Source organism: Rhodobacteraceae bacterium Araon29, assembly GCA_039640505.1.
GTDB lineage: Bacteria > Pseudomonadota > Alphaproteobacteria > Rhodobacterales > Rhodobacteraceae > CABZJG01.
Window position 1 is genome coordinate 1,092,927 of record CP046865.1, and the last position, 23,974, is coordinate 1,116,900.

20 protein-coding genes are annotated in these 23,974 nt (G+C 49.3%); 5 read left to right on the forward strand and 15 right to left on the reverse strand.

All coding sequences use genetic code 11. The features are described from left to right. Positions 1-12: 12 nt before the first annotated feature. Together GN278_05050 and GN278_05055 are read right to left on the reverse strand one after the other, a co-directional pair. Positions 13-1,254: an efflux RND transporter periplasmic adaptor subunit gene (locus GN278_05050; GenBank protein XAT60236.1), complete on the reverse strand. Its 1,242-nt coding sequence runs from the start codon at positions 1,252-1,254 to the stop codon at positions 13-15. Positions 1,255-1,601: 347 nt separating this feature from the next. Beyond that, on the reverse strand, positions 1,602-2,207 hold the full coding sequence (locus GN278_05055; protein XAT60237.1) for an FAD-dependent oxidoreductase: 606 nt from the start codon (positions 2,205-2,207) through the stop codon (positions 1,602-1,604). Here GN278_05055 and GN278_05060 point away from each other — a divergent pair. Next, positions 2,194-2,469 carry a hypothetical protein gene (locus GN278_05060; protein ID XAT60238.1) on the forward strand — a complete coding sequence of 92 codons (276 nt, stop codon included), beginning with the start codon at positions 2,194-2,196 and terminating at the stop codon, positions 2,467-2,469. The genes GN278_05055 and GN278_05060 overlap by 14 nt on opposite strands. Positions 2,470-2,576: 107 nt before the next feature. On the opposite strand, the gene GN278_05065 is transcribed toward GN278_05060, so the two are convergent. From GN278_05065 to GN278_05100, 8 genes are all read right to left on the reverse strand, one after another. Next, complete coding sequence (locus GN278_05065) at positions 2,577-4,232, reverse strand: Na/Pi cotransporter family protein (protein ID XAT60239.1); 1,656 nt, start codon at positions 4,230-4,232, stop codon at positions 2,577-2,579. A gap of 63 nt (positions 4,233-4,295) precedes the next feature. Then, positions 4,296-5,096 carry a phosphodiesterase gene (locus GN278_05070; GenBank protein ID XAT60240.1) on the reverse strand — a complete coding sequence of 267 codons (801 nt, stop codon included), beginning with the start codon at positions 5,094-5,096 and terminating at the stop codon, positions 4,296-4,298. 89 nt (positions 5,097-5,185) lie between these two features. After that, a complete protein-coding gene (locus GN278_05075; GenBank protein XAT60241.1) occupies positions 5,186-5,968 on the reverse strand; it encodes a DeoR family transcriptional regulator in 783 nt (260 codons plus the stop codon). A gap of 15 nt (positions 5,969-5,983) precedes the next feature. Beyond that, entirely contained in the window at positions 5,984-6,796 is an 813-nt protein-coding gene (locus GN278_05080) for a TIM barrel protein (protein ID XAT60242.1), read from the reverse strand. 9 nt (positions 6,797-6,805) lie between these two features. Further along, complete coding sequence (locus GN278_05085) at positions 6,806-7,663, reverse strand: ABC transporter permease subunit (protein XAT60243.1); 858 nt, start codon at positions 7,661-7,663, stop codon at positions 6,806-6,808. Beyond that, complete coding sequence (locus tag GN278_05090) at positions 7,660-8,541, reverse strand: ABC transporter permease subunit (protein ID XAT60244.1); 882 nt, start codon at positions 8,539-8,541, stop codon at positions 7,660-7,662. Before GN278_05090 ends, GN278_05085 begins: the two co-directional genes overlap by 4 nt. A 63-nt stretch (positions 8,542-8,604) precedes the next feature. After that, positions 8,605-9,888, reverse strand: a complete 1,284-nt coding sequence (locus tag GN278_05095) for an extracellular solute-binding protein (protein XAT60245.1) — start codon at positions 9,886-9,888, stop codon at positions 8,605-8,607. Between the two features lie 9 nt (positions 9,889-9,897). Beyond that, the gene (locus GN278_05100; GenBank protein ID XAT60246.1) at positions 9,898-11,004 is read right to left on the reverse strand and encodes an ATP-binding cassette domain-containing protein; all 1,107 of its coding nucleotides are present in this window, start codon (positions 11,002-11,004) and stop codon (positions 9,898-9,900) included. Between the two features lie 611 nt (positions 11,005-11,615). On the opposite strand from GN278_05100, the gene GN278_05105 reads away from it, so the two are divergent. Together GN278_05105 and GN278_05110 are read left to right on the forward strand one after the other, a co-directional pair. Next, a complete protein-coding gene (locus GN278_05105; protein ID XAT60247.1) occupies positions 11,616-11,846 on the forward strand; it encodes a hypothetical protein in 231 nt (76 codons plus the stop codon). After that, positions 11,847-12,644 carry an HAD-IIB family hydrolase gene (locus GN278_05110; protein ID XAT60248.1) on the forward strand — a complete coding sequence of 266 codons (798 nt, stop codon included), beginning with the start codon at positions 11,847-11,849 and terminating at the stop codon, positions 12,642-12,644. Between the two features lie 248 nt (positions 12,645-12,892). On the opposite strand, the gene GN278_05115 is transcribed toward GN278_05110, so the two are convergent. After that, positions 12,893-14,656, reverse strand: coding sequence for an adenylate/guanylate cyclase domain-containing protein (locus tag GN278_05115; protein XAT60249.1), 1,764 nt, complete (start codon positions 14,654-14,656; stop codon positions 12,893-12,895). A gap of 685 nt (positions 14,657-15,341) precedes the next feature. On the opposite strand from GN278_05115, the gene GN278_05120 reads away from it, so the two are divergent. Both GN278_05120 and GN278_05125 read left to right on the forward strand, forming a co-directional pair. Further along, positions 15,342-17,762 carry an FAD-dependent oxidoreductase gene (locus tag GN278_05120; protein ID XAT60250.1) on the forward strand — a complete coding sequence of 807 codons (2,421 nt, stop codon included), beginning with the start codon at positions 15,342-15,344 and terminating at the stop codon, positions 17,760-17,762. A 32-nt stretch (positions 17,763-17,794) separates the two neighbouring features. Beyond that, entirely contained in the window at positions 17,795-19,258 is a 1,464-nt protein-coding gene (locus tag GN278_05125; GenBank protein ID XAT60251.1) for an amidase, read from the forward strand. 44 nt (positions 19,259-19,302) lie between these two features. Here GN278_05125 and GN278_05130 read toward each other — a convergent pair whose 3' ends face one another. The 4 genes from GN278_05130 to GN278_05145 all read right to left on the reverse strand — a co-directional run bounded on the left by GN278_05130 (position 19,303) and on the right by GN278_05145 (position 23,932). Next, positions 19,303-20,076, reverse strand: a complete 774-nt coding sequence (locus GN278_05130) for a 3-hydroxybutyrate dehydrogenase (GenBank protein ID XAT60252.1) — start codon at positions 20,074-20,076, stop codon at positions 19,303-19,305. A gap of 85 nt (positions 20,077-20,161) precedes the next feature. Beyond that, complete coding sequence (locus GN278_05135) at positions 20,162-21,874, reverse strand: methionine--tRNA ligase (GenBank protein XAT60253.1); 1,713 nt, start codon at positions 21,872-21,874, stop codon at positions 20,162-20,164. Between the two features lie 98 nt (positions 21,875-21,972). Then, the gene (locus GN278_05140; GenBank protein XAT60254.1) at positions 21,973-23,199 is read right to left on the reverse strand and encodes an MFS transporter; all 1,227 of its coding nucleotides are present in this window, start codon (positions 23,197-23,199) and stop codon (positions 21,973-21,975) included. Positions 23,200-23,299: 100 nt separating this feature from the next. Continuing rightward, the gene (locus GN278_05145) at positions 23,300-23,932 is read right to left on the reverse strand and encodes a hypothetical protein (GenBank protein ID XAT60255.1); all 633 of its coding nucleotides are present in this window, start codon (positions 23,930-23,932) and stop codon (positions 23,300-23,302) included. Positions 23,933-23,974 lie beyond the last annotated feature (42 nt).

The window sequence follows — 23,974 nt, forward strand, 5'->3', positions numbered from 1 at the left end:
ACATTCATGGATTTAATCCCCCAGATCCGTAGCTGCCATTTCGGTGCCTTCGATTGTCAGATCACGCAGAGGCATGCCCGGTGTCGGCGCCGAGAGCGAGGTCAGTATCAAGCGCGTTCCAACCGGCCATTCGTCGACGATGACATAGGTTGTCTCACCGTCGAAATGGGTGGGGCGTACGTCAACCGATAGCAGTGTACCACGGTCCTGTTCGCGTGGTTCAAAAACCCATATTTGATTGCCACTGCGGACCGCTGTTGACGGAATTGCATATGTGTTTTGCTGTTCAATGCCGTCAATTTGAACTTTGGCAAAAGCATTAATCAACGCCGGAATTGTTCCAAAAGAGGGTGAGTTTGGATTTAGCAGAACTGACTTACCAACATCATCAAGTCCTATCGAGACGCTCAATGTACGGGTCCGAGGATCAAGAGCTGGATCAACGCGGCTGACATGCGCGTCCCATTGGTATGTTTGCCCTGCAAACCCAACATTAACGCGAGCTTTTGCAGTGCTGTCTTCAAACATGCCGGGGATCAGTGCGGCTTCTGCTTCGCGCACTGGAATGATGACCTCCATCTGGTTGTTGGTATAAATCTCGGCAATCGACTGACCACTCGCAACAACGCTTCCAACCTCTTGCAGTTTCTCAAGAACTGCGCCACTGAAAGGGGCAACAATCTGCTTACTTTTAAGCGCGATAGATGCGCTTTCCTGAGCCGCAATAAGAGAGTTTAGGCTAGCGGATAATTCCGCTTTTTGTGAAAGTAACTGGTCCAGAGCTTGTTGGCTGGCAAAGCCACGAGACCGCAACTCTTCAGTGCGCGACAACTGGGCCTCGACCAAAACGAGCCGAGCTTGCGTTGCTTCGACATTTGCGACGGTTTGATTGAGCAAGGCACGCTCTGATCCATCATCGAGTTGCACCAAAACTTCGCCTTTTGAAAATGTACCAAGATCGATAACTGAAGGATGTAGGTTTGAAATGCGCCCGCCGCTTTGGGCCGAAACACTGACCTGTCTGTATGGGCTCACAAAACCTTCCGATCTTAAGGGCAAAGGTTGCTCGAACAACGCTACTTCCATGGTTTCAACCAATGCAACGGGCCGCGCAACGGGTTGGATTTCAACTATTTCACGATTTTCACCAAGATACTGGTACCCGCGATACCCGCCATAAACGCAAGCAATTGCGACGGCTATCCAAGCGGCTTCACGGGCAAAAATTAAGAAAATACGGTATAGTTTTTTCATGATGTACTCTCAGGTTGCGTCGACAAAATGTAGCGTTTTTCTGGATATTCAATTTCTTTTACGATGTTCAGCTTGAATCGGTTCAAATTTCATAATCTACAAATGACTTTTTACTTAGAAAAGTATGCTCTCACGGTTTGTGCGTGAACTCGGTTTGCAACTGATCAGTGGCGTCGTTTTTAACCGGAAAAAAGACAACCAAAACCTTATTCAACTGCTGATCGCCATAGCGGTAGGCATCAAAATGCGTTTCATTGATTATGCAAGATGGGCAAAATTAGATGCGCAGCAAAGCGGGGAAATCGAGACTTTGCAAGAAAACTTGGGTTATTGGCCAATGATATGGCTTATCTTTCCGCTCGCTGTGTCCATTCCCACCATTTCACTTTGGCCCAAATACCCATCGACAAAATAGGTTGGGGCGGTAATTGTTCCGGGCGACCCATTGCTTGAATGTCTTGAAGCAGTTGGCTGTCGATCCCGTTAAGCGCCTCTGCTGCAAGCCTTCCAGACATAGTGCCTTTCGTCATGCCGACCCCATTTTGGATCATGGCTGACCAGACATTTTCCCGAACTTGCCCAAACCCTGGCGCAAAATTAGATGTCAAACCAATTTGACCTGTCCATGTATCGACGATTGGATCGCTTTGTAACATTGGAAAACGGTCTCGGATTTGTTTTATTTGCAAATCGCGTGATCGCTGATAGGCGCTTGGGGAAACGATATCACTTTGGCGTTTTCCCCAGAAACTTCGCATAATTATACGTTTATCCATCGTGTACCGCATCGTTGGCCCGCCAAAGGCCATTGCCGGTACCAAACCCCAGTCCTCGGGATTGCCTAGGGCTGCCTGTTCCTCATCTGTTAAAATACGGGTCATCGAGGCGAAAGCCTGAATTGTGAAAATCTTGCGTGAGTGGTCCCGCCGGGATGGGGCCGTGCGCCAACGCATCGATCTAGCAGACAAATCCCGATTAGCTGCAGTTGCGGATATTTTTAAACGGCACGGGTTTTCCCCCTATGACGCAGATATCCGCGCCCGGATAATTTATTTCATGCAAATTGGCTATCACGCCATGGAGATTCATGAACCGATGCCGGAGCGTTTAAATCGGTTGGAAGGCTACCTTCGTGGGTTTACTGGCGAGGAACCAGACCCTGACGCAATGGCTGAATTTAAAACCTTTGTCTCTTCTTTGGAAATAGACAAATGACTTTTGTCGAAAGGTTGATTGTCCAAATATATGTCTAAACAGCAGGTTTTCCAGCATATAGGACTTCCCTTGATTGGGAATTAAAGCCTTTTTATTTTGGGTTACAATTAAGCCAGACGGCTTTTTAACAATTCGCCGCTTCTTGTCAAAATAGGATACCCAATCATCGAAAATGATGTGTTAACCTGTTTCAATGCTCGTAGGGTTTCTTGGTGAATATTGCTTGTTTCGATGCTCTCAACCAAGCCCCTTTGAAGCCTTGCCAGATGTTTCTTTTGCAGCTTTTGTTCGGTTTTGCGTATTTTTTCTTTTGCCAAAATTAGTTCTCTGGCTTCTTCTGGGTTCTGGTTCATCATAACATCAAGTGCTATTTTGACATTGTTTGAGATGCGCTCTGCAAACTCGGTTACTTCCGAAAGACCTTCTTCAGAGAAACTCACACCTTCCATATTCAAACGAGAGGCGAGGGGCACCATCACACGAGCGATTGAGTCTGATGCGGCCTCTAGATGGCTGGAAAGTGACGCAAGTTCCAAAGAGCGCTGTGCCATATCCTTTGAAAGTGCGTTTTCACTTAAATTTGCAAGATAGAGCTTTAGTTCTAGGTGCATGTTTTCTATCTCTTCATCCTGCTTGTATAGACTTTCTGCCTCTTCTGGGTTCCACCGGGCATATAAATTGATGCTAGTGGATAACATGGCTTCAATTCGATGGCCCATGTTGAGTAATTCACGTGCTGAACACCCCAAAGCCCTTTGCGGATGATCCAATAATGACGGGTCTAAAACACTTTGGACCTGTGAAGATTTATCATTACTAGATGTATGCTTCATGATCATATCAAGCAGTCGCATACACGGGCCAATCACTGGCAACGCCAATGTTGCCAGAAGCACATTAAAACCCAGATGAAGGTTAATGGTTTGCCGCGCAGTTTCCTGCCCGAGCATTTTTAAAATGTCTGGGTAACTTGCAAGCAAAATTGCCACAAGGATCGCGCCGCCTCCTCGCAATGTAAAATTTGCGATCGCAATTTTGCGCGCATCCAAGGGTGAGGAAAGCATTAGTGTATACGCAATAAATGCCCCGCCTAGATTGGCGCCCAAAATCATCACACTGGCCGGCATCAAAGGCAGTATTGATTGCGCGGCTAAAGTGACAAACAAAAGGACAGAGGCAACGCTTGAATGAACCAGCCAGGTGAACACTGCGCCAATCAAAAAGGCAGTCACTAAATCCTGCGATAAATACTGCATCACCAACTGTGTGCTGGGATTGTTTAGCAAGGGGTCGGTTGCAGCCCTTAGCATATCAAGCGCTACAAAAATTAAAGCCAAGCCAATGAATATTCGCCCAGTTTGACGTAATATACCAGTTTTATTGCGTAGAAAGAGAGTTACACCCAACACAAAAAGCAACGGAATGAAAAAGGATTGCTTGAGCAGCAAAAGCTGGGCTGCAAGCGCTGATCCAATATCTGCGCCCAATAGCATGGCCAAACCGCTTGTTGGGCTTAAAACCCCTTTGGCTGAAAAGCTAGCTGCCAGCAACGCAACCGCTGTTGCACTTTGCAAAACCAGCGCGGTGCTAATACCGGAAAAAACAGAAAGCAGGCGGCGTTTTGCTGAATATCGCAACCATTGTCCCAGAGAATTTGAAAAGCCTCTTTCCACGCCCGTTCTGACCAGTCGCACAGCCCATATAAGCAATCCTACAGCGCCGGCCACATTCAACAAAAACATGATTAAAAATGGCTCGCTCATGACCAGTTAGCCTCGTTTGAAATGTTTTGGCCTTGAGTATCCAAAAATTCGACAAAAATCGACCTAAAATGCAAAAGGTCCGTCCCCTCGTGTTGCTTCAATTCGAATTGACTTAAAGCCCTCATGCCAACGGTGCAGTAACATACCGCCTTCCTGTTTTAAAAAACCAACTGGGGCATCATGATGGATATTATACAAAAAGCTGCTGCATACCGAGGGTGCGGTCATAACAGCATGGCCCCCAATCTGAGTGGAAATATTTCGATGAATATGTCCACATACGACAATCAGGTCACCTGAAAAGGACGTTAGTATTTCTTGCAACCTTTCACCGCCGCTGTTCAGGCCAATTGAATCCATAAATGTAATGCCTGTATTGAAGGGCGGGTGATGAAACATAACTATTACCGGAGACCCCTGGATTTTCCGCAATTGTGCATCAAGAAAATCAAGCGTTTCAGAATCTAATGCTCCTCCACCTTCTCCTTCGATCAAAGTATCTAGCCCAATTAGCTGAAGTGGTTCCAGTGCCTGATGCCAATTTAACTTACCTGATTTGGGCAGATATCCCGATTTAAAAAAGGCAGTGCGAAAGGGTGCACGCTGATCATGGTTTCCTGGAACGGCGAAAATCGGAAGATTTAAAGGGCTTAAAATGGATTTGAAAAGTTCGTAGCTTTTTTCACTACCGTCATCGCTGAGGTCGCCGCTCACAATAATGGCATCGAGGGCTCCGACTTCCTCTTGTAGTTCTGTAATCCGCATGACCAAACGCTGCAATGGGCTTGTTGTGTCTAAAGTGCCCGAAACCAGAGCGCCTTCTTGCACCAGGTGAGTATCTGATATTTGTAATACTTGAGTCATTTCACACCTCTACTTCTTCGTCCGAAACCAACATAGTCGCGACACGGCAGGCCCTGCTTTTTGGGCTAATCTTGAGCCAATCTAACATTTCAATTTTTCTCATTCATCTCAGTTAAAAATAGCTTGTGTTGTAAAAGCTCGTGTAGATCTGGAAAGTTTTCCTTTGGCAAGCGATCTGAAATAACTAGATCAATATCGCCAATGTCTCCTCCTGCAGCTGGTGCAAGTCGGCCAAACTTTGAGTGATCTAAGACTAAAATAGACTTTTGCGAGTTGGCCCTTATTTGTTGGCGCGTCTGAACTTCTGCAGCATGAAATTCTAATAAAGTTCCGTCTTCGGCAACCCCCGCCACACCAAAAACGCCAAACTCAGCTCGGTACTTACCGAAAAACTCTAGGACTTCTGCTCCAAGGATATCACGGTCAGGAAGCCTTAATTCACCACCTGGCAAGATAATTCGATTGGTTCTTTCATCACTCAGCGCCATCGCTGCACTGAGATTGTTGGTGATTACCGTTAGCCCTTTTCTATGGCGCAGAGCCTGTGCAACACATAGAGGCGTTGACCCAATGGAGATGAAAATTGTCGCACCATCTGGGATCAAATTCGCTGCGGCCTGCCCAATATCACGCTTCTCCGCCCAATTCGTTGAGACCCGCAGATCAAAGGGTGTATTTAATTGCTTGGGTATTAATTCAACGCGGCCATGTAGGCGCTTTAAGGTGCCGCCATCACATAATTTGTCCACATCCCGCCGGATTGTCTGTGTGGATACATCTAGTATCTCAGCCAACGCGCCCAACGATAACGCGCCACGCTCAAGCATGATGTCTTTTATAGCCTCACGCCGTTTTTTCTTTTTGGCCGACATAAATTCCCCTCAACCCTAATTCGCCAAGCGTTCAAGCTGTGCCACTGCTCTCGGCAACCGATGCATGTTAGTGCGCACTTCAACAATCAAATGTGGGGTTGAGGCGCTCGCCTTCAATGCATCCATTACGGCTGGCCAGGTGATTGACCCTTCCCCAGGAAGCCAATGACGGTCTGCATACCCATCACAGTCTTGCAGATGCATATGCGCTAAACAGTTCTCGGCGGCGGCAATGAAATCAACCACTGGAGGTGCTTTGTAATTACAATGCGAAAGATACGCGTGACCGGTATCAACAGAGAGCTTTAAATTTGGATGGTCAATTTCACAAATTGCGTCCATTCGCATCATCGGGTCAGTATCATCACTGTTTTCCAAAACTAGCGTACACCCAATATTTGCGGCACGCTGTAAAGGCGCTTCAAGGATATCAGCCATTGCCGTAATTGTACCTGGCTTTACTTGCGGGTATTGCCGCCCATTTAACTTCATCCAGTCGTTGAAAGGGCTATGGATCACCATAAATTCGCATGACAGTTGTTCGCAAATTTCTAGGGCGGTGAGAAAGCGTTTTGAAATCAGCTGTTGGAAAGCTTTTTCCAAATTGCCAAGATCCAAGCCAAAAAAAGGGCCGTGCAAGCCTCGTGCACCCCTGTGTGATTTCAGCATAGGGCGATATGTAGCCACGATGTCGGCTAGCGAGCCTTCGGATAAATTTGGCGGTGTGAAATCCTGAATTTCGATAGGTCTACTTTGTTCGCAGAGCCAAGGAAAGACATGGTCTATATTGCGCAGTGTTACCGCTGCTCCAATCATTGATAGCGTCATACCATACCCTTATTTTATCCCTGCGCGAATAAAGCTCTGCACAAACTGTCGTTGAAAGAGTAAAAAGGCAATCAGCAATGGGCCTGATGTCATCAACGTTGCAGCATTTATCACAGACCATTGAATGCCTGAATCTGTTACGGCAAATATTGAAAGGCCAACAGTAAGAGGGCGGGTTTCGACGGAATTTGTTACGATCAGTGGCCATACAAAATTATTCCAATGATGGCTTACAGAAACCAATCCATAAGCAAGATAGGTTGGTTTGGCTAGCGGAATATAGACCCGCCATAAAACGCCCAAAAAGGAACAGCCCTCAATACGCGCCGCTTCGTCAAGCTCTTTGGGGACAGTCATAAAAGTTTGCCGCAATAAGAAGATGCCAAATCCTGATGCGATATAGGGCAAACCAATAGCTGCGATTGTATCAATTAATCCAAAGGCGCGCATTGTTTGGTAGTTTTGGACAATCAGAATATCAGGCATGACCAAAAGCTGTAGCAACACCAGTGTGAACAAAATGTTGCGACCTGGAAAGGTAAACCTGGCAAAAGCATAGGCGGCAAGCGTGCACAAAAAGAACTGCGCAGCAATAATCCCAGTAACCAAAATCACCGTGTTGAAGAAATATCTGGCAAATGGGGCTTCGTTCCAGGCTTGAACAAAGTTTTGCAATGTAAGGGGTGCAAAGATATCAAACCGCGTTTCAAATTCGCTCGGATGAAAAGCGGTCCAAACAGCGTAAAGAAGTGGTAGCAGCCATATGATCGCTAAACACCATGCTGCAAATGTATTTAAAGAGCGGTCGAAGTCAAAAGACCATCTAGACGTTACAGGCTGAGACAGAGAAGAAGGAATTGTTGTCATTTGTAGTGCACTTTTTTATCAAGAAAAAAGAATTGGCCAATTGCGACGGTTGTCAAGATCGCCAGCATGACCACCGTTAGTGTTGCCGCATAGGCCGTGTCCCAATAATTAAACGCGGTCTCATAAATGTAAAATAGCAGAAGACTAGAAGCATTGTTTGGCCCTCCCTCTGTCATCACAAAGATATGGTCCACCAAGCGGAATGAATTAATCACTGCATTTACCGAAACAAACAAAGTAGTTGGCATCAACAGTGGGAAGGCAACGCGTCGGAAATAATAGAATTTACTCGCGCCCTCGATAGACGCGGCCTCTCGCAAAGAGGGTGGAATCGTCTGAAGTGCCGCCAAATAAAAAATCATGAAAAATCCGGCTTCTTTCCAGATGGCTACAGCGATCATGGAATATAAGGCCGTGTCTGGTGACCCCATCCAGTTCTGTTCAGCATAGCCAAACAAACCGCGAATTTGATCGATCAGGCCAAACCCTGGTGTGTAAAAGAACAACCAAATATTGGCGACTGCAATCAATGGCAGAACTGTTGGAGTGAAATATGCCATTCGCAAAAAACCACGACCGCGCAGTTTATCGTTCACCCATAACGCCATTGCTAAAGATAGAATGATCGATAGGGGAATGGTCCAAACAGCATACCAGAAGTTATTTGTAAGTACTTTCCAAAACACCTCATCAGCCAAAAGGTTCGTGTAATTGTCCCAACCAATAAAGATAGACTTTCGACGTCCACGCGCCGTAGAGAAAAATGAACTGATGACCGTTTGCACGGCTGGATAATGCGTAAAAGTGATTAGAAAAATCATCGCTGGGCTTAACAATAACCAAGCATATATCCACTGATGTTTTGCGGAATTTCTCATATTTTTCTGGTGCCTTCAAAAATGGCCATGCCCAACAAGCAGGGCATGGCCGTTGTGTTTAAATTAACGATAGGGCTTCAGAATCCGGTCAGCCGTTGCTTGTGCCTGATCAAGTGCGTCTTTTGCACTGCTTTCACCGGCAATGGCGGCTGCCAAAGCATCGTTAAAGGTTTGTGTTACCTTGCCGTTTTCATAGGTAGACAATTCAGCAACTGCAAATTCCAATTGATCACGTGCAACCAGAGCAGGCGGGAAATCAGCCGCGTAGGCTTTCATCGCATCTGTTTCCCATGCATCTGGGCGCGGAGCGACATAACCAGTTGCAATTGCCCAAACAGCAGCTTGCTCAGGTGCGGTAATCCACTTCACAAACTCAACGGCTGCGGCTTTCTGATCATCGCTGGAATCTTTGAACAGATAAAAGTTTCCGCCACCTGTTGGTGCGCCACGGCGTTCTTTGGCTGGAAGCATGGCAACACCAAAGTCAAATGGTGCATTTTTACGCACATTTGTGAGGTTGCCTGTCGTTGTCCACATCATAGCTGTTTCACGCTCGAAAAAGGCTTTCGGTGTTGGCCCCCATTCGATAGATCCCGGCTGCATAACTCCATGCTCGGCCGACAAAGCCACCAAATATTCCAAGGCTTCGACAACTTTCGGATCGTTGAAATTCGTCTTATTTCCGTCTGAATTGGCCAAAATTGCGCCCGCTGGGGTCGAAAGACCTTGGAAGAGCCAATAGGGGAAACCTGCAGATGGGATACGAACTCCCCACTGAGATACATTTCCGCTTGCATCTTTTTTGGTTAGCTTCTTACCAAACTCGACCATCTCATCCCAATTTGCGGGTGCGACGTCTGGGTCCAATCCGGCTTCTGCAAAGGCTTCTTTGTTCCAATACAGCACTGGTGTGGAGCGCTGGAATGGAATGCCATAAGTTTTGCCACCCGTTTGGCTATTTTCCATGAATGATGGGTAAAAGCCATTGATCCACGATTCTTGATCAGCAGCTGACACGAAGTCATCAAAAGGCACGATTACGTCTTCATCAATTAATGTGAACATTTGGGTCGACAATAACACGGACAGTTGCGGCGGCTTACCGCCCCGCGCGGCTGTCAAAGCCTTTACGCCCGCATCAGCATAGCTACCAGCATATATCGCTTCAATATTAACGCTTGGGTTAGCTGCCACATAGTCTGCAGTCAACTGTTCAATTGTTGTGGCGGCAGCACCGCCAACAGCAACCGGGAAATAAAATTCTAGATCGACTGCGAAGGCCGAGCCAACGGCGGCAAGTGATGAAAAGGATGCAACACTGGCTATCTTTAATAGTTTAGGAATCATGATTCACCTCTAGGTTTGGGTTGGATGTGCCAACTCAGAGCTGGCGGTTTGGGATGACAGGGCCATCTCAATTTTGGGAAGTATGGTGTCGATACGGCGGCCAGAGGCCGTCTCAAAGACATGTAAATCGCTCATTTCGAAAGTTAGATTGATATTTGTGCCAACCGCCAATTGGGTTTGACCGGGCGCTCTACACAACAATGTTTCTGCACCAACTTTGCACTCGAGCATGGCATCTGCGCCAAGATATTCAACGCTTTCTATTCGGCCTTTTATGGCGCCACTTTCACTCGGCGCCAAAGCTTCCGGCCGGATGCCAAAGGTAAGGTTCTGACTTTTGGCCATAATTTCGGGGGTTAAAGTATCGCTTAGCACGTTCGGTGAAAACGTCACCATGGGCGGCGTGCCGATGAACTTTGCCGCAAATAGTGTGGCCGGTGTTTCATACATCCGGCGCGGCGTTGCTACCTGTTCCACTTCACCATGGTTCATCAAAACAACTTGATCGGCCATGGTAACAGCCTCGACTTGGTCATGCGTTACATACAGCATTGTGACGCCCAATCTGCGCTGCAATGTGCGTATTTCTTCGCGCATTTCGGCGCGCAATTTCGCATCAAGATTTGAAAGAGGTTCATCCATAAGAAAAATTGACTTATCCGCCACGATTGCACGCCCCAGAGCAACCCGCTGCTGCTGGCCACCCGATAACTGGCTTGGCTTACGATCCATTAATTGTGCTAGACCAAGTAAGTCAGCCGCAGCCTTGAGCTTTTCATCACGTGCGCTTCGGCTGAGCCCTCTAACCCGCAAGCCAAAAATTATATTTTCAGCTACGCTTAAATGGGGAAATAAGGCATAAGATTGGAACACCATTGCAATATCACGGTCTGCAGGCGGTTTCTGGGTGACATCTTCACCTCCTATAAACACCTGACCGGCTGATGCATCCTCTAAGCCCGAAATGATACGTAAAGCTGTTGATTTTCCGCAACCGGAGGGTCCGAGAAGTGCTGTAAATTGACCTGCAGGTATGTCCAGCGAAACGTTATCCAACGCGGGTTTTTCACCCCAACTTTTGAAAATATCCTTTAATACTACACTGGCACCACTCATAGCATCACCTGCCCGGCACAAAAGGTTATTTGATCACTTGTTATGTTTGCGGCCCACAATTTTTGTGTGGAACTTAAGTTGCCCTTATCTTGCATATTTATCCTGTTACTTATCGTCATGTTTTAATACGGGTTCACCCCAACCTTTATTTGCAAGCCGATGCTGAAAAATGTTGATTTGACAGCATCCAATAGATTGTGAGTGGGTCACTGATAGGGCCTTCTTTGAGCGATCCTGTCTTGCCTACTGGACCATTTTGTGTTGAGCGCATTTCCTCCCGTGGTGTAACGAACAGACGTACTGTTCATGGGGGGGATTCTCTGAAATCCACAGCTTACTTTTAAATAACATGACTTATTAAAAATGACAAAACAACAGAAAAATCGACAAAAAGTCCAAAATTTCCTATTAATTCTGTGTTTAATTTAGAAAAGAAAAGTTATGAGTGACAAAATTACAAAAAAATCAAGTATTTTTCTTTTTATTTTTTTTACCTTTCCTTAAGATGAAGTTGTGATTCTACCAAACTGGTTCTTTCTAGAAACCTCTGCTAAAAAAGTCCTATTTTAATGCCTTCAAGTTACACTGCACTTCAAAGACATCAACAAATATTGGATAAAATTTCCTCTGCGTGCACCGGTATGCAAATGCAGGATGTCAGTGCATTAAACGATAATTCAAATCCGTTTGATATCCTCGCCTTTGATGCTTTTGGCATGTTCAGTGTTGGCGAGACTTTAATCGAGGAGGCTGGGCAAGGCTCGTTTAGGTTGCGTAAGCATGACAATCACATCAGGGGGGCAGTTTTCCTCAACGGCAAGTGGGTTTTCAACGAGGTATAGATGCAACCGATAGATAAGTTTCCTAAAGAAATCGCAAAAAACATAGCCTGCGTATTCACGGATATCGACGACACTTTGACAACAGAAGGTATGCTGCCAGCCTGTGCTTATGAAGCCCTTGAGGCATTGACCAGGGCGGGCATTCATGTTGCGCCAATAACCGGAAGGCCTGCTGGTTGGTGCGATATGATTGCAAGGTTGTGGCCCGTCGCGGGAGTGGTTGGCGAAAATGGAGCTTTTTATTTTTCCTACGAGCGCAATAATAAAAAAATGATCCGAGCCTACGACACTGATGCAGCCACCCGTAGCACAGACCGTAAACGCCTTGATAAAGTAGCAGCACGCATACTCAAAGAAGTACCCGGCTGTGCGATATCGGTGGATCAAGCTTTCCGAGACTCCGATCTGGCCATTGACTTTGCAGAGGATGTTCCTGAGCTAGACGAGCCGTCAGTTCTAAGGATCAAAGAAATCTTTGAAGAAGAGGACGCTGTAGCAAAAATATCTTCGATCCACGTCAACGGATGGTATGGAGGCTACAGTAAGCTCACAATGAGCCGAAGGTTCGCCAAAGAACGGCTTGGGCTAGATATAGACTCTCACAAAGAAAATTTTGTTTTTTGCGGTGATAGCCCCAACGACGGATCAATGTTTGAATTTTTTCCGTATGCATGTGGCGTTGCAAACGTAAAGCAGTTTGAAGGCAAGATGCCCAGCTATCCTGCGTTTGTATCGGACAAAAAAGGCGGCGAAGGCTTTGTAGAGATTGCCAATGTGTTGCTTAACGCGCGCCGTTAACAAATCGAGAAATAAGCGCGATAGAGGAAAATAACGATCCCCTTTTGCGCAACCAAAGCAATCTCAGCACTGCAATTAGACCTTAAAAATTTCAAAACTAATTGAGCTGCTAGCTTTTCAAGCTGGGTTGATGGCAGTTCTTTTTTCTAAGCGACTGCGCAAAAATAAATCTTTAAAATGGCAAGTTACAGGCCAAACTATTCTTGGTACATTGCAGCTTTAAGGGTAAACTAAAAGAGCTTAAATGATCAATTCAGCACAAGGCCTTTTTCAATGGATGTCAAATCATTGGTAAGCTTGTTTGAAATCTCTTCGCTTTGATAAAGCTGAGTTGTAACAAACTTATCAATCTCCATTCCACTCTCGGTTTTAGCCAATACCAATCTATCTTTTGCAAGCTCCGTTTTGCCCAAAAGACCATAGCAAGCTGCTGAATAGAAAAGGCTCACTCTTGTTTCGATCTGCATATTTTTGAATGTGCTTATAGCGGCTTCATAATCTCCGAGCAAATAAGCGCAAACGCCTTTTGTTTCGAACATCAAGTCGGATCCAAATGGATTGATCCTCAAAGCCTTTTCAATTTGCTCCATAGCGTCCTCGGGCTTTCCTAGATAGGACAGTAAGACCGAATACCTGGCGAGGTGAAAGGTATCGCTTGGACAAATTTCAATTGCTTTTTTGTGATGGAAAATAGCTTTTTCCATATCACCTTCAAACAAAAGTTTCATTGCGCCCAAAATACGGTGCGCTTCGGGATCGTCAGGATCTATTTCCATCGCTCGGTTGATGGAAGAAAAGGCGTCTTCCATCCAGCCATCTGGCATATCGTCGGCAAACCACTCTGAATTATTAGCAAGCGAGCATGTTTTCCATGCAAATGCTCGGGCATAATTAGGGTCTATCTCTGTTGCTTTGGTAAACAGGCTGAGCGCTTTTTTGTTATTTTCAGCAGAAACCGAACTTTTTCGGTGAAATTCTAATCCCTGTAACACCAAATCATAAGCTTCCATTACATCGGGCTTTTTGTTCGCTAGCTTTTTCACTTGGTCGCTTTCGACTTTCCCGACCAACCGTGCAACGATTGTTGCAACAATTTCATCTTGCACGTCAAAAATTTCATCCAGCGTGGTATCGAAATTCTGGCTCCAAATGACATTTTCCTCTTCTGCAGATAAGAGCGAGGCACTTATCCGCATCTTTTTTCCCATTTTCCTTACTTTGCCCTCAACCAAATAACGCACACCCATTTCGGTGCCTATTTGGGACACGCTTTTTTCTTTGATCGAATATGAAAAGCTTGCATTGCTGGCAATCACCAACAGGCTTTTGTGCCGAGAAAGCGCAGAAATCAAATCTTCACTAAAGCCCTCGCAAAAATATTCCTGTTCTTCATCGTTGCTCAAGTTTTTAAACAACATAACGGCGAGTGAACCGGCTTCTGCGCTTGAAATAGCCACTTTGGGCTTTGCATCTGCGCTTACGAGCCCACGTGTCGCGCCTTTGCATTTTAGCACGTTATAAGCGCGAACAGGCTGACTAATATTTTTCAAATGCAGCTCGCCGGCATCCTCATAGGAAACTTTTACTTTCATGTTCACAAGCTCAAAGATACTTTGCGAAATGCAAAGACCGTCTTCTATAGCTTGCGCTTCCAGACGGGCAGCGACGTTAACAGCATCCCCAAATAAGTCGCCATCGGACACCAAAACTTCGCCCATGTTCAAGCCAATTCGATAGCTCATTTTGTCGGCTTCTTCTGATTGATTGTTGATGGAAACTGATTTGTTTTGGATTTGAACGCCGCACTCCACGGCATCAACCGGACTGGGGAACTCGGCAAGAACGCTGTCCCCGGCGGTGTTAAAAATTCGCCCACCTTTTTGCTCAATCAGCGGGTCAATAATTTTTCGCCGTGCTTGGAGGTTCATTAAAGTTCTGTCTTCATCCTGTGACATCAATTTACTAAACCCCACAACATCAAGGGCGAGCACCGTCGTAAATTTGCGGTTCATGACAAACGTTCCTTTATTATGAAAACAGATTTAAGCATTTTGATAATCAAGTCGAAGAGTGGGTAGAGTAGATTGTGATACTAAAAATAAAAATATTAAAAATATCAATGCAATAAATTAATTTGTTGTCATTATTTAATAATAATAATTATCTTGATTTTAGTCAGGATTGCCAGAAAACATACAACTTGATTAAATTGATTGCAGCTTTTGGGTATTTTTAGATAAAAAAATGGATTTTAGTAATATGATTAATTCAAAAAAGAGTACGTTATATTTTAGTTAAAAAATAACTAATAGAAGTTGGGTATTCTATAAACTGATGGGAAAATTGATTATATATTATGTGCAGAGTTGATGTCGATTCTAAGTCTTTCAACTGGCGATTGGTATGAAGGTTTCCCAACTGAATAGGGCGTGTATCCGCGCTCGCAAAGGCCATGTACAGCCGTAATATACCATCAAACTATATCAAAATAAGTGTCAAATTTTGGCAGCAAGGTGTGTTCTGTAGGAGTTGACAGTTTTTTTGTCGCTTTTAAGCAGGATTCGAAACGTGTTTTTTCGTTTGGTGCAGAAAAGCTGAGCCGTGGTTCAACTGTTAAAGATTGAAAATAGTGAAGGCCCAGCAGGCTTGTTGCCTGCAGGCACGGCGGCAAGACAGATTGAAAACAAGGGTGGCAAAATGAAAACGCATGCACAGGCAGTGGTAATTGGCGGCGGGGTTATTGGATGTTCGATCCTTTATCATCTGACAAAACTAGGGTGGAGCGATGTTGTTCTTCTTGAACGCGATGAGCTGACATCCGGCTCCACATGGCACGCGGCGGCCAATATTCACGGGCTGCACGACAGCACCAATATTAGCCGTATTCAGCACTACACCATGAACCTTTACAAGAATCTCGAAGCAGAAACCGGCCAAAGCTGCGGGGTTTTTCAACCTGGATCGCTTTATCTTGCGCAAACTGAAAACCGCTCGCATCAGCTGCAGCTTCAGGCGTCAAAAGCCAAGCTTTACGGGATGAATTTTTCCGAGGTCACGCGCGCGGAAGCTGAAAAGCTGCATCCGATGGTCAATTTTGATGGCATACGCACCATTATGTGGGAACCCGACGGCGGCAATGTCGACCCCTCTGGTGTAACCGCTGCCTATGCGGCCGGTGCGCGCCAGAACGGGGCAGAAATATACCGCTTTAATCCGGTGACCGCCACCGAAGCGCAGCCGGACGGCAGCTGGATCGTGCGCACCCCTAAGGGGGATATCAAAACCCAATGGGTGGTCAATGCTGCAGGTCTTTGGGGCCGCGAAGTGGCGCGGCTTGCGGGGCTTGAACTGCCCCTGCAACCCACCGAGCATCAGTATTTTGTCACCGAAACCATTGCCCAGATTGACGCAATGGATCGCCGTCTGCCATCGGTCGCAGACCGCGACGGCGAATATTATCTGCGCCAAGAAGGTCAGGGCCTTCTAGTGGGCGCCTATGAGCGTGATGTGCGTTTCTGGGCCGAAGGCGAAACTCCTGCCGGATTTGGCCATGAGCTGTTTGAAGATGATCTTGAACGGATCGAAGAAAACATGATGCGTGCGATCGACCGCGTGCCGGCGGTGGGCGAGGCTGGCATCAAGCGGGTGATCAACGGGCCGATGATCTGGTCACCGGATAGCAATGTGCTCTTTGGCCCAGCGCCCGAGCTAAAAAACTATTTCTGCTGCAATGGTATTATTCCTGGCTTTAGCCAGTCGGGCGGCATGGGGCTTTTAACGGCCGAATGGATGATCGAAGGCGAAACGAAATACGACATGTTTGCTTGGGATATGGCCCGCTTTGGCGCATGGGCCGGCAAAGAGTTCACCAAATCGCGGGTGGGTGATCAATATGCGCACCGTTTTAGCATTCATTTCCCCAATGAAGAGCGCGCCGCCGGCCGGCCGGTGCGCACGCGCCCGATTTATGAGATGCAAGAAGAAATGGGCGCGGTCATGGGGCTTAACTACGGCTGGGAACATCCGCTGTGGTTTGCCGATGCACCGGGCGCGCAGGATACCAATGGCTTTACCCGGCAAAACTGGTTCGAGCCCGTGGGCAAGGAATGCAAAATGCTGCGTGAAAAAGCCGGTATTATTGATATTTCGAACTTTGCAAAATATGTGGTGCGCGGCGAAAACGCCCGCAGTTGGCTGGATGCGGTCTTTGCCAATAAAATGCCGACCGAAGTGGGGCGCTCCTGTCTGACGCCGCTGATATCCGTGCGCGGCGGTCTGGCAGGGGATTTTACCGTCACATTGATGGCAGAGGATGAGTATTGGATTTTGGGCTCGGGCATGGCCGAGCGCTATCACAAACGGTTCTTTGATGCGGTGCCATTGCCAGACGGCGTCAGCTTTGAAAGCCGGACCGAGGCGGTTTGCGGATTTAATGTGGCCGGTCCCCAATCGCGGGCCATACTGCAGCGCCTGACAAACACCTCGCTGAATACCGAAGATTTCCGCTTTATGCGCTCTAAGCGTGTGGATTTGGCGGGCATGGATGTGGCCATGCTGCGGGTGTCCTTTACTGGCGATCTGGGCTGGGAAGTGCACTGCGATACAGCAGATCAAAAGGCGCTTTACACCGCTTTGCTTGAGGCGGGTAAAGAGTTTGGCGCAGGCCCGGTGGGCAGCCGCGCCTTGATGTCGATGCGGGTAGAAAAGGGCTATGGCAGCTGGTCGCGCGAATACAGCCCCGAATACTGGCCGCATGAGCAGGGCATGGAGCGCCTGTGCAAACTGGACAAGGATTTCCTGAACAAAGCTGCGCTGCAAGAGGTTCTGGCCAAAGAGCCGCGCGAACAGATGGTGCTGCTGCATCTTGATGAGGCGGCGGTAAATGCCTCTAACGCGGATGCCACAGGCGGCGAGCCTGTGTTCAAAGATGGCAAGGGCATCGGCCGCGTGACTTCAGGCACTTATGGTTATACGGTTGGCATGTCGCTGGCGTTGGCCATGGTCAAAAACGCCGCGCCGGGAGATGAGGTTGAGGTCATGGTGCTGGGCCAGCCACATAAAGCCAAAATACTGCATGAGCCCCCGTTTGATCCGAAAGGCGAAAAACTGCGAGCCTAGAAAGCCGCCAGTGCCAAAGAGAGGAACCACAAATGACGCCAAGCGAGCTCTCTGAGTTTTTTGAATTAGACGCTGTCGCATTGGCGCAAAAAATCCGCCAGAATGAAGTGACCGCCGAGGCGCTGTTAAATGAGGCCACACGGCGGGCGAAAAAGCACAATACTGCGCTCAATGCCCTAGCTGATATTGATTACAAGGCGGGTGATAAGCTGTTGGCTGAAACGGACAGAGCGGCGGCATTATATGGCGTTCCGACACTTATCAAAGACCTTGGCGCTGAATCTGTAGATTTCCACACCAACAGTGGATCGCAGCTTTTTTCTCGCTCAAAGGTTTCGCAAAACTCATCTATCTATGACCGGATGCGGCAGGCAGGGCTGGTACCATTTGGGCGTACAACCTCGCCCGAGTTCGGTGTTGGGCCAGTGACAGAGGCAGGATTTTACGGCGCGCCGACGCGCAACCCATGGAATAGCAGTCATACCTCTGGTGGCTCGTCCGGCGGATCGGGCGCGGCCGTTGCTGCCGGAATTGTCCCCGTTGCCCATGGCTCGGACGGGGGCGGGTCGGTACGCATACCTGCATCGTGCTGCGGGCTTGTGGGCTTTAAGCCAACGCGCGCACGGCTTCCCGATGGCCCGTTTCACGGTGAGGGCTGGGCAGGTATGGCGATTGATGGGTTTCTGACCCGTTCCTTAAGAGATACGGCCGTACTTTTGGACAGCTGCGCTGGGCCGGATTTGGGCGCGCCCTATTATGCACCGCCCTTAAAAGGCAGCCATGTGGCAGCGCTTGAAACCAAGCCGGAGCGCTTGAAAATACTCTATCTAGATCGCGACTTTGTTGGCAATCCAATCCACGAAGACTGCGCCCGTGCGGTTGCTCAGGCGGCGGATGCTTTGAAAAACCTTGGCCATGATGTTCATCCATGGGAATTCGAGATTGGCGCTGAGGTGCAGAAAATGATGCGGGCTTGGACCAAAATTGTCGCCACCGGCGTGCATCTTGCCGTGCGCTCAAAAATCGGCGCGGAAAACCCAGCGGTTTATCCAATGGATGGTGTAACGCGTGGGGCTTTTGAATACGGAAAATCACTTTGCGGCGCGGATTACTTGGAAGCCGTGGGGATAATCCATGGATTTGGCCGCACCATGGCGGATGTTTTTCGCCATTTTGATGTGCTGCTCAGCCCTACACTTGCGCAGCCGCCCGCCGCTGTGGGCCGGTACAAGCCGACAAATCAGGATTTTGTTGACTATCGAAATGGGGCTGATGGGGTTTTTGCCTATTCGCCCTATACGGCGGTTTTCAATGCCTCTGGGCAGCCTGCCATATCCCTGCCGACCTATTGGACGGCTGATGATTTGCCGATTGGCATTCATCTGGCTGCCGAGTTCGGGGCGGATGAGCTGCTGTTGAATCTATCATCCCAGATCGAACAAAATCTGCCTTGGGCACAAAAACAGCAGCAGTTGATCCGGCGATTAAACAGCTAGGGTTTTAAGCGGTTGCGGCGTGTGCCGCACATGCGGCTAATTGATCACATCGCCGTCCAGCCGCCATCCATACTGATGGTGGTGCCGGTAATTTGCTCGGCGGCCTCGGAGCATAAAAAGCAGCAGGTGCCCGCCAATTGCTCAACAGTTGCAAATTTGCGCGAGGGTTGCCGTTCAAGAATAACCTTCTCGATCACCTCGTCGCGGCTCATGCCGTATTTTTCCATCGTGGCGGGCAATTGCGCTTCCAGCAAAGGCGTTAACACATAACCGGGACAGATCGCGTTGGCCGTGATTGGCTCTTCTGCGGTTTCCAAAGCCGTGGTTTTGGTCAGGCCGACGATACCATGTTTGGCCGCAACATAGGCGGATTTAAACGGGCTGGCTGTCAAACCATGCGCCGAGGCAATGTTTACAACCCTTCCCCAACCGGCCGCCCGCATCATCGGCAGTGCAGCAGCGGTTGTATGAAAGGCCGAGCTGAGGTTGATCGCGACGATATCATCCCATTTGCCGGCCGGAAACTGATCAATCGGCGCCACGTGCTGCACCCCTGCATTGTTCACCAGAATATCACAGCGCCCCACATCGGCAATCAACTGGCGGCAGGCATCGCCATCGCGCATATCCGCCGAAACGTACCGCGCCGAAACCTTGAATTCTGCGGCAATCGCATCGGCCATAGCGTGATCTTGTGGTGTATCAGTGAAGGAATTTAAAACCACATCGGCGCCGGCTTCGGCCAGACCCCGTACCAGCCCCAATCCTATGCCCGAGGTCGAGCCGGTGATGATAGCCGTTTTGCCTTTTAATGTCATTCAGCAGGTCCTTCGCAAGTACCCATGGTATTTAGGGCCATTTCGCGCCCAGTTTTTCCTGACCACGCTGCTGTGAGGGGCAGCATCAATCACGCTTGCCCGCGAAGCGCTCTTTCCAAGCATCGCGTTCGTCATCGGTGATTTTACGAAAGGTTACGTCCGGTACGGTAAAATCATGTCCCGGCGCCAGCACCTCAAGCGCCTTTTGCACATCTGTCGGCCAGCTGTCATCTTCGGTCTGCATCGCGCCCATAAGCGTTTCGGATGCATCGGGCATAAACGGCGCCGAAAGCACTGCGTAAAGCCGGATCAGGTTCAAGGCCATGCGAATTTGAGCGGCAGCTTGATCGGGATTTTCCTTAAAGGTCGACCACGGCGCGGCAGCTTGCAGGTATTCATTGCCGGCAACCCAAATCGCGCGCAGCTCGGCGGCTGATTTGCGCACTTCCATGGTGTCCATATACTGCTCATAGGCGCGGATGCGGCCGCTTAGCTCGTCAATCAGGGCTTGCTCTTGGTCCCCCCATGCGCCGCCTTCGGGCACCGCTTCGCCAAATTTCGAGCGGCAGAATTTCGTCACCCGGCTGACGAAATTGCCCAGCACATCAGCCAGATCTTTGTTTACATTGGCTTGAAACAGCTCCCATGTAAACTCGGTATCCGAGGTTTCCGGCGCATTGCTTAAAAGCCACCAGCGCCAATAGTCAGGCGGCAATATCTCGAGCGCCTGATCCATGAACACGCCGCGCCCGCGCGAGGTGCTAAATTGGCCGCCGTCATAGTTGAGATAGTTGAACGACTTTATATAATCCACCAGCTTCCACGGCTCGCCTGAGCCAAGGATTGTTGCCGGAAACGACAGGGTATGAAACGGCACATTGTCCTTGCCCATAAACTGGGTATAGGTCACATCCTCGGCGCCTTTGTCAGTGCGCCACCAGCGTTCCCAATCGCTGCCTTTTCCCGCATCCACCCATTCTTGCGCACAGGCGATATATTCGATCGGGGCGTCGAACCAGACATAGAACACTTTGCCTTCCATGCCGGGCCAGTCCTGATCGCCGTTTTTAACCGCAATGCCCCAGTCCAGATCGCGGGTAATGCCGCGGTCTTGTAGCCCGTCGCCATCGTTGAGCCATTTCTTAGCAATCGAGGTGGTCAGTAATGGCCAGTCGGCTTTGCTGTCGATCCAGTCTTGTAGCTGGCTGCGCATCTGGCTTTGGGCCAGATAAAGATGTTTGGTTTCGCGCTGCTCTAGATCGGTTGCACCAGAGACGGTCGAGCGCGGATTGATCAAATCGGTTGGATCAAGCTGTTTGGTGCAATTGTCACATTGATCGCCGCGCGCTTCTTCAAAACCGCAATTGGGGCAGGTGCCTTCGATATAGCGGTCGGGCAAATAGCGCCCGTCGGTTGGGGAATACATCTGGGTTTCGCTGACTTCTCGGATCAAGCCGGCCTTGGCCAATTGACTGGCAAAATGCTGTGTCAGAGCATGGTTCTGCGGTCCGGACGAGCGGCCAAAGTGATCAAAAGACAACCGGAAACCATCCGATATCTTGGCTTGCAGGCTGTGCATTTCAGCGCAGTATTCGGCCACAGGCTGGCCTGCTTCAGCGGCGGCCAGTTCGGCGGGTGTGCCATGCTCGTCTGTCGCACACAGATAGAGCACCTCATGACCGCGTCCGCGTTGATAGCGGGCAAATAAATCTGCTGGCAACTGGCTGCCCACAAGATTGCCAAGGTGCTTGACCCCATTGATATAGGGAATGGCCGAGGTGATAAGGTGACGTGTCATATGGCAGACCCCAAGATTTCCATTGGCTTCGTCTAGCGCATGTTGGGGCTGGACGAAAGGGGGCATAGGGTGGTTTGCCCCGAAACCCACTTGCGGTGTTATTTTTTGTGTTTGCGGTTACGGCTCAGCAAACGGCCAATGGTGAAAGAGGTTCGCGGCGCATAGATATAAGGTGTTTTTTCTTCTACCGTTGGCCTTGCGCCCATCCGCAATAGACCAAATCCAACGAGGCCTACATGGCCAACAGCAATCATTACAAACAGCGCAGCAGGTCCAAAAAGCTCGATCAGTTCAGAGGCCAGATAGGGCGCTGCAATCGCGCCAGTGGCAAAGAAAAACATCAAGGCTGCTGAGAGCTCGACCCGTTCATCTGCGCTGGCAAAATCATGGGCATGGGCGGCTGCGACCGAAAATATCGGAAATGTTGTCAAGCCGAACAGGCCCGCCATGAGTAAGATCATGGTTTGGCTGCTTGAGGGCACAAAAATAGTCACAAGACAGCTGCAAATTGCAGCGACCGATAGCCAGATCAGCACCCAGCGCCGATCAAACTTATCGGCTAACCAGCCGGTTGGATATTGTGCTAGCGCGCCGCCCAGTACAAAGGCGGCGAGGAAATAGGCTATTTGATCAACGGCCAATCCGACCTCTTGGCCATAAATCGGCCCGACCATGCGAAAAGAGGCTCCTGAAAGGGCGGCCACCACAACGCCGGCTGCCGCCAACGGTGAACGCTCAACGGCGAGCATGGGCCGCAGGCGCGGTGCGCGTGGGACTTCCGGCTGTGTGACTTTGGTCAAGGTGATCGGGATCAGGGTGGCGCAGCATAAAAGCGCCAATAGATTATAGGATACATAACTGGCTGGTGATAGCACTCCGATCAAAAGCTGGGCGGCAAGTGATCCGCCCATATCCACCACGCGGTAGGTGCCCATGGTGCGGCCCCGGGTGGCATTTGTAACCTTGGCCTGAAGCCAGGATTCGACCACCGTGTAACAGCCTGCAACGCAAAGCCCCGAGGCCACCCGCATTAGCGCCCAAGCATAGGGATCTATCACCAGCATATGCGCCAAAAGCCCGATTGCGCCCGTGGCTGTAAAGGCGGCAAAGGCGCGTGAATGGCCCACTGCTCCCATCACTCTAGGCGCCCACCAGCAGCCGATAAAAAACCCGACGAAATGCGCCGAGCCAAGCAAGCCAATTTGCTGGGTGGTGAAATCTAATGCAAATCCCGACAGCGCATCCAGCGGGCCAACGCCGCCGGTGGATAATTGCAAAAGAACAACAGATAAAAATAAAGCGGCAAAAGATAAAAGTAATCGCATAGAGGCATCTGGAGCATTTTTTAATCCGCTTGCAAGTCGATTGTCGTCAGGGCCCAGCATTTTTTTGCAGGAGAGGTAATTTTTGCAAAATAGCCCGCCCTCAAGAGGCGATTTTAAACGGGCAGGCCGGGGTTTGCAAAATATGCCAGTCGCGCGGCGGCGCACGGCGTGCGCGGCTGCGTGCCAGATGCCAGCGCAGGTGATCATGTGGCAGCTCTTTGGCCATGTCTGGGGCCATGTCCGGGGCCATGTCCGGCTGCATCACCCAGCGGGTTTCCACCCCCTGCGCGCCGCCTTCATCCGGCGTCAATAGCAGGCCAATCGGCGGCTGTGGGGCCTGCGCCGCCCCCGCCTCAGCGGCCAGATGCAGCCGGCGCACCGGAGTAAGGGCGGGAAAACCCGGCATATCGGCCACCACCAAAGGCACTGCGCCGCTGCGCAGCGCCTCTTCCATTGACCATAAAAGATCCTCGGCGCGCTGCGGGGCCACAAAGATAAACCGCCCCGGATCGACAAAGTGTAGCATGCCGTCTGGGTTCAGCCTGTCGGTCCCGTATGCTGGTGCAATCCACAGCACTGGACCGCTGGTGCGCGCCGCCAGCATTAGCGCAAAGACGCGCCGCGCGCGGCCGGCACATTCATGGACCCGCCCCAGATCCAGATCAATATCTTTCAGAACCGTAAGCGCCGGCCGCTTGGGGGATTGGTTTCGAGTTAAAAGAGTCGTTTGCATGAATCACACTATACAGCGTTCACTTTTTGTTCTCAATGGCAT

Bases quoted from the DNA above. Each gene is read 5' to 3' on its own strand.
- GN278_05050 (XAT60236.1), bottom strand. From the start codon at position 1,254: ATGAAAAAACTATACCGTATTTTCTTAATTTTTGCCCGTGAAGCCGCT.
- GN278_05055 (XAT60237.1), bottom strand. From the start codon at position 2,207: ATGCGTTGGCGCACGGCCCCATCCCGGCGGGACCACTCACGCAAGATT.
- GN278_05065 (XAT60239.1), bottom strand. From the start codon at position 4,232: ATGAGCGAGCCATTTTTAATCATGTTTTTGTTGAATGTGGCCGGCGCT.
- GN278_05070 (XAT60240.1), bottom strand. From the start codon at position 5,096: ATGACTCAAGTATTACAAATATCAGATACTCACCTGGTGCAAGAAGGC.
- GN278_05075 (XAT60241.1), bottom strand. From the start codon at position 5,968: ATGTCGGCCAAAAAGAAAAAACGGCGTGAGGCTATAAAAGACATCATG.
- GN278_05080 (XAT60242.1), bottom strand. From the start codon at position 6,796: ATGACGCTATCAATGATTGGAGCAGCGGTAACACTGCGCAATATAGAC.
- GN278_05085 (XAT60243.1), bottom strand. From the start codon at position 7,663: ATGACAACAATTCCTTCTTCTCTGTCTCAGCCTGTAACGTCTAGATGG.
- GN278_05090 (XAT60244.1), bottom strand. From the start codon at position 8,541: ATGAGAAATTCCGCAAAACATCAGTGGATATATGCTTGGTTATTGTTA.
- GN278_05095 (XAT60245.1), bottom strand. From the start codon at position 9,888: ATGATTCCTAAACTATTAAAGATAGCCAGTGTTGCATCCTTTTCATCA.
- GN278_05100 (XAT60246.1), bottom strand. From the start codon at position 11,004: ATGAGTGGTGCCAGTGTAGTATTAAAGGATATTTTCAAAAGTTGGGGT.
- GN278_05110 (XAT60248.1), top strand. From the start codon at position 11,847: ATGCAACCGATAGATAAGTTTCCTAAAGAAATCGCAAAAAACATAGCC.
- GN278_05115 (XAT60249.1), bottom strand. From the start codon at position 14,656: ATGAACCGCAAATTTACGACGGTGCTCGCCCTTGATGTTGTGGGGTTT.
- GN278_05120 (XAT60250.1), top strand. From the start codon at position 15,342: ATGAAAACGCATGCACAGGCAGTGGTAATTGGCGGCGGGGTTATTGGA.
- GN278_05125 (XAT60251.1), top strand. From the start codon at position 17,795: ATGACGCCAAGCGAGCTCTCTGAGTTTTTTGAATTAGACGCTGTCGCA.
- GN278_05130 (XAT60252.1), bottom strand. From the start codon at position 20,076: ATGACATTAAAAGGCAAAACGGCTATCATCACCGGCTCGACCTCGGGC.
- GN278_05135 (XAT60253.1), bottom strand. From the start codon at position 21,874: ATGACACGTCACCTTATCACCTCGGCCATTCCCTATATCAATGGGGTC.
- GN278_05140 (XAT60254.1), bottom strand. From the start codon at position 23,199: ATGCGATTACTTTTATCTTTTGCCGCTTTATTTTTATCTGTTGTTCTT.
- GN278_05145 (XAT60255.1), bottom strand. From the start codon at position 23,932: ATGCAAACGACTCTTTTAACTCGAAACCAATCCCCCAAGCGGCCGGCG.